The organism is Sphingobium ummariense RL-3 (assembly GCF_000447205.1).
GTDB classification, from domain to species: domain Bacteria; phylum Pseudomonadota; class Alphaproteobacteria; order Sphingomonadales; family Sphingomonadaceae; genus Sphingobium; species Sphingobium ummariense.
On sequence record NZ_AUWY01000062.1, the window covers coordinates 1 to 5960 of the forward strand.

General features: G+C 67.7%; 5 protein-coding genes. 4 read left to right on the forward strand and 1 reads right to left on the reverse strand.

The window, feature by feature from the left end:
- From M529_RS33140 to M529_RS33155, 4 genes are all read left to right on the forward strand, one after another.
- Window positions 1-917 (forward strand): M23 family metallopeptidase (locus M529_RS33140; RefSeq protein ID WP_021317565.1); only part of this gene is annotated, 917 nt, incomplete at its 5' end.
- Window positions 918-1178: 261 nt separating this feature from the next.
- Window positions 1179-1967, forward strand: coding sequence for a nucleotidyltransferase family protein (locus M529_RS33145; RefSeq protein WP_021317566.1), 789 nt, complete (start codon window positions 1179-1181; stop codon window positions 1965-1967).
- A gap of 86 nt (window positions 1968-2053) precedes the next feature.
- On the forward strand, window positions 2054-2314 hold the full coding sequence (locus M529_RS33150) for a CopG family ribbon-helix-helix protein (protein ID WP_021317567.1): 261 nt from the start codon (window positions 2054-2056) through the stop codon (window positions 2312-2314).
- Window positions 2311-2610: a type II toxin-antitoxin system RelE/ParE family toxin gene (locus tag M529_RS33155; RefSeq protein WP_021317568.1), complete on the forward strand. Its 300-nt coding sequence runs from the start codon at window positions 2311-2313 to the stop codon at window positions 2608-2610. Before M529_RS33150 ends, M529_RS33155 begins: the two co-directional genes overlap by 4 nt.
- A 94-nt stretch (window positions 2611-2704) precedes the next feature.
- On the opposite strand, the gene M529_RS33160 is transcribed toward M529_RS33155, so the two are convergent.
- Window positions 2705-5960, reverse strand: a 3256-nt coding sequence (locus tag M529_RS33160) for an NAD-glutamate dehydrogenase domain-containing protein (RefSeq protein WP_021317569.1), incomplete at its 5' end; no start/stop codon positions are given.

Sequence of the window (5960 nt, forward strand, 5' to 3'; positions counted from 1 at the left end):
CCTTCCGCGCGCGGCTGGACCTCGCGCTCGAGATCACGCGGGCAGGGGGCCAGTTGCAGGTCAGGCGCGTGCCCATCCGGGTCGACGACACGCCGCTGCGCATCCAGGGCGTGGTGGGCGACAGCATCTACCGCTCGGCCCGCGCATCCGGCGCGCCGCCCAAGGCGATCCAGGCCTTCCTGCGCGTGATTGCGCAGCAGGTGGACCTGGGGTCGATCGGGGCCGGCGACCGCTACGACATCATCACCGAATATCATCGCGCCGAAACGGGCGACGTGGAAGTGGGCGAGCTGCTTTATGCGGGCCTGAAACGCGCGCGGGGCAAGGCCGTCGACATGCTCAAATGGATGACCAACGGCCGTACCGAATGGTTCGAGGCGTCGGGCGTGGGCGAGCGGCGCGGCGTGCTGGCGTCGCCGGTCGCGGGCCATGTGTCGTCCGGCTTCGGCATGCGGCGGCACCCGATCCTGGGCTATACCCGGATGCATGCCGGCATCGACTTCGCTGCGCGCTACGGATCGCCCATCTATGCGGCGACCGACGGCGTGGTGGCTTTTGCCGGCCGGCATGGCGGGCACGGCAATTATGTGCGCATCCAGCATGGAGCCGGGCTGGCGACGGGCTATGCCCATATGAGCCGGATCGCGGCGGTGCCGGGGCAGCGTGTGCGGCGCGGGCAGGTGATCGGCTATGTCGGATCGACCGGCCTGTCGACCGGGCCGCATCTGCACTATGAACTCTATCGCAACGGTGCGACGATCAATCCGCTGTCGGTGAAGTTCACGACCACCGCGCAGCTGGCCGGACGCGAGCTGGCGGCCTTCCGCGCGCGCCTGGCGGCGTTGCAGGGGCTGCGGGTCGGGATGCCGCAGATGGCGACTGCAAAGGCCGAGGGCGCGCCGGTTTCGGGGAAATAGCAGCGTTCGTCAGAAACGAACGGATGTTGTTCGGGCTTATTGGGAACCTCAAAGTCCGTTCGGGCTGAGCGAAGTCGAAGCCTTCTACTGAGCCGAAGGCGAAGTGGCTTCGCTATCGTTCAGCCGAGCCCCCTTCGACTGCCTGCAAGGCAGGCGCTCAGGACAGGCTTCGACTTCGCTCAGGGCGAACGGAGGGGCATTCTCTTTCGCGTTCGTGCCGGGGATCTTTCAGAGAAACGCAAGCTCGGCTAACGCACGACGATGACTTCTCCCATCGGCGTCACCGCCATCCTGCTCGCCGGCGCACGGCCGATCCCCGATCCGCTGGCGCGCGCCGCGGGGGTGGCGGTGAAGCCGCTGGTGCCGGTGGCGGGGCAGGCGATGATATCCTATCCGGCGCGGGTGCTGGCCGATCATCCCGCGATCGCCCGGGTGGTGGTGCTGACGCAGGCGCCCGAGCTCTTTGCCGCCGATCCGCAGACCGCCTGGATCGCCGAGCATCCCAAGATCCTCTTCGAGACATCGGGGAACGGCATCGCGTCCTCCCTGCTGGCGCTCATGGACCGCGCGGACCAGACCTTCCCCTTGCTGATGACGACGGCGGACCATGTGCTGCTGGACGCGGCGATGATCGACCAGTTCGTCGATGAGGCGGCCGGCGCGGACATCGCCGTCGCGATGGTCGAGCGGCGGACACTGCTGGCGCGCTATCCGCAGTCGCGGCGGACCTGGCTCAAATTCCGCGACGGCTGGTGGTCGGGCGCGAACATCTTCTGGTTCGGCAGCGCGAAGGCGCGACCGGTGATCGCGCTGTGGCAGGATGTCGAACAGGACCGCAAGAAGGGCTGGAAGATCCTGGCGGCGTTCGGGCCGCTGGCGCTGATCGGGGCGGTGCTACGCATACTGACCCTGCGCGGCGGGATCGCGCGCATCGGGCGACGCTTCGGACTGGAGGCGCGGCTGGTGGCGATGCACCAGGCGGAGGCGTGCATCGACGCGGACAAGCCGGACGATGTTGTGCTGATCGAGGGGATTTTGGCGGGGCGGTAGGGGGCCTTCCCTCATTTGGGGCAATCTGTTGGACGCTGGCGCCGACATTGTGTTACAATGTGTACAATCGCATACAGGAGCATAGCATGGGCGCAAGCACGACGATGACGATCCGGGTCACGCCTGATCTCAAGGAAAAGCTGGGCCGCCTGGCGGATAAAACCCGTCGCACACGATCCTACCTCGCGGCCGAAGCCGTCGAGTCCTACGTGAATCGCGAGTTGCAGATCATTGAGGGTATCCAACGCGGACTTGCTGACATGGAGGCGGGGAGGGTTACATCCCACAAGGACGCGATGGACCGGATCGACGCAGCCATCGAGGCGGCGAGCAGCAACGCCGCGTGAGGTATGTCCAATGGTCGCATGACGCGCTGGCCGACCTTGAGCGGCAGGTCATCACCATTGCCAAGGACAATCCCCAAGCCGCGCACAGGGTGGCGAAGCGGATACGTGCGACCGGCGATGCCCTAGCCGAGTTTGCGACCGGACATCCCGGTCGTGTCAGTGGCACCTATGAGAAATCAGTCACCCGGCTTCCCTATATCATCGCTTATGCGCTGAGCGAGGACGCCACTGTTCTGACGATCCTTCACGTCATCCATACGTCGCGCAACTGGCTGGCGGATGAATGGCCGGAGTGAGGGCTTCGTCATGGACGAGCCGCCGAAGACTGTCTTGCCGAGATTGAAGCGCGATGTGCTCCTGCTTCCGCAGGAGCACAATTTCCTATGAAAGTTACCGCCCCAGCAGTCCCCGCGCCTGTCCCGCGATTTCCGCCAGCATGGCGACATTGGGGGCGGCGGCCGATTTGGCGCGCTGGACCAGGGTGCGGAACTGGCGGATGCGGTTGCCCTTTTCCTTGAGCCAGTCCTCGACATGGACGGCGATGTCCTTGCCCTTGCCATGGGCAAGGAAGTCGAGCCGCACCTGCTGCATGTCGCGCGCGACGCCGGAGATGAGCAGCCGTTCCCAGGGATCGGTCGGCTCCATCCGCGCAGCGGCGGACTGGACCCAGTCGATGCCGACCGCTTCGCCCAAATGGGTGAAGGCGCGGGTGAGGGCGATCTCGTCCACCTTCATCCGTCCGGCTAGCGCGGCGATGCCGACCGCGCCATCGAGCTTGAACAGGCCCGCGGTGCGGCGCACGAGATCCTCCGGGGCGCCGAGCCCGAGCAGGCGGTCGGCGACGGCAGCGGTGCGGCGCTGCGCCTCGGCGGTCAGCAGGTCGTCGACCTGCGCCGCCAGCGTGCCGACGCCCTGCGCGAGCTTCGCGCAGCCCTGCGCGGGCAGCGTGCCGGTTGGCAGGGCGCGCAGGATGTCCGCGATCTGCGCGCGCATGCCGCTGGCGATGTCGCTGAACAGCGCGAGGCGCGCGGCCTCCGACATTTCGGCCGCGTCGATGTCCGCCCAGAGAGTGCCGATGTCGTAGAGCCGTTCGGCGATCAGGAAGGCACTGGCGAGATCGGCGAGCGAGCAGCCTTCCTCCTCCGCCAGCTCGAACGGGTGGATCAGGCCGAGCCGGTTGACGATGCGGTTCGCGACCTTGGTGGCGATGATCTCCTTGCGCAGGGCGTGGGCGGCGATGGCGTCCGCCTCCTTTCCCTGCATCGCGGGGGGGAAGGCGGCCATGAGTTCGCTGCCCATCGTCTCGTCGCTGGCAAGGTCGCCATGCTCGATCGCGTCCTGCAGCGCGAGCTTCGCGGTGGAGAGCAGCACGGCGAGTTCGGGGCGGGTGAGCCCCTGGCCGTCCTGACCGCGGCGCAGCAACTGGTCGTTGGCGGCCAGCCCCTCCACCTGCCGGTCGAGCCGGCCCGATTCCTCGAACGTCTCGATCAGGCGGACATAGCTGGCAAGGTCCGCCGCGCCTCCCGCTTCGGCGATCGAGAGGCCGAGCGCCTGGAGCCGGTTGTCCTCCAGCACGATGTCGGCGACCGCATCGGTCATGCTTTCGAGCAGCGCGTTGCGATCGTCGAAGGGCAGGCGGCCCTCCGCCATCTCCTTGTTGAGCGCGATCTTGATGTTGACCTCATTGTCCGAGCAGTCGACGCCGGCCGAATTGTCGATGAAGTCGGTGTTGATGCGCCCGCCCTTCAGGGAGAAGGCGATGCGCGCGGCCTGGGTGACGCCGAGATTGGCGCCTTCGCCCACGACGCGGACGCGCAGTTCCTCCGCATTGACGCGCAGGCGGTCGTTGGCGGGGTCGCCGACGTCGCCATGGCTCTGCGCGGCGGCCTTCACATAGGTGCCGATGCCGCCGAACCAGAGGAGGTCGTTGGGGCTCCTGAGGATCGCGGAGATGAGCGCGGCTGGCTCCATCTCCGCGGCGGTGACGCCCAGGACGGCCTGCACCTCGGGGGTGAGGGGGATGCTCTTCATCGAGCGGGGGAACACGCCACCGCCCTGCGAGATCAGCGACTTGTCATAGTCGTCCCAGCTGGAGCGCGGGAGCTGGAACATGCGGTTGCGCTCTTCCCAGCTCTTCGCCGGATCGGGATCAGGATCGAGGAAGATGTGGCGGTGGTCGAAGGCGGCGACCAGCTTGATCGCCTTGCTGAGCAGCATGCCGTTGCCGAACACGTCGCCCGACATGTCGCCGCAGCCCACGACCTTCACCGGCTCGCTCTGCACGTCGGTGCCGAGCTCCGCGAAATGGCGCTTCACGCTGATCCAGGCACCTTTGGCGGTGATGCCCATGGCCTTGTGGTCGTAACCGTGGGAGCCGCCGCTGGCGAAGGCGTCACCCAGCCAGAAGCCGCGATCGAGCGCGATCGCGTTGGCGACGTCGCTGAAGGTCGCGGTGCCCTTGTCCGCCGCGACGACGAAATAGGGATCGTCACCGTCATGAATGACGACGTCGGCCGGATGGACCACCTTGCCCTTCACGATATTGTCCGTGACCGACAGCAGCGAGCGGATGAAGATGCGGTAGCTTTCCGTCCCCTCCGCGAACCATGCGTCGCGGTCGACCTGCGGGTTGGGCAGTTGCTTGGGGTAGAAGCCGCCCTTCGCGCCGGTCGGCACGATGACCGCGTTCTTGACCCGCTGCGCCTTCATCAGGCCCAGGATCTCCGTGCGGAAGTCGTCGCGCCGGTCGGACCAGCGCAGCCCACCGCGCGCGACCGGGCCGGCGCGCAGGTGGATGCCCTCGACGCGGGGGGAATAGACCCAGATTTCGCGCCAGGGGAGCGGGGCGGGGAGGCCGGGCACCTGGGCGCTGTCGAGCTTGAACGCCAGCGCCTCGGCGGCGGCGGGCGCGTAGAAATTCGTGCGCAGGGTCGCGGTGATGACGGCGCGTAGCAGGCGCAGCACGCGGTCCTCGTCGATGGCGGTGACCTTCTCCAGCCCTTCGTCGATCGCGGACCGGGCGGCGGCCGCCTTCGCCTCGCCGTCGGTCTGGGCGGGATCGTGCAGCGCCTCGAACAGCGTCACGAGTTGGCGCGCTATCGCGCTCTCGCGGCGCAGCGTCTCCGTCACGGTGGCGAGGCTGTAGGCCGATCCGGTCTGGCGAAGATAGCGGAACAGGGCGCGGAACAGCACCACGGCGCGCGGGGCGAGACCGGCCGTGACGATGAGTTCGTTGAAGCGGTCGTTCTCCGCCGTGCCCTCCAGCACCTGCGCGATGGCCTCCGTCACGACGGAGGCGCGGGCGACAACGTCCTCCGCATCGCCGCCCGACGGTAGCTCCAGCACGAAGCGCTGGACATGGCCCAATGCGCCGCCGTCGACCGGGGTCATGATCTCGTCGATGACGCGGAAGCCGAAATTCTCGAAGGCGGGGACCACTTCCGACAGGGCGATCGCGACATGGCTGTAGAGCTTGAGGCGCAGCCGCTCGGCCGTGTCCTCCGGATTGCGATAGATGCGGATCGACTTGTCGCCGGGACCGGACAGTCCGTGCAACAGGCGGATGTCCCGCGCCGCCTCCGCCGCGCCGGCGCCGTTGCGATAGCCCATCGGGAAGCCGCCCGCGTAGCGCTGCGCCAGCGCCGCG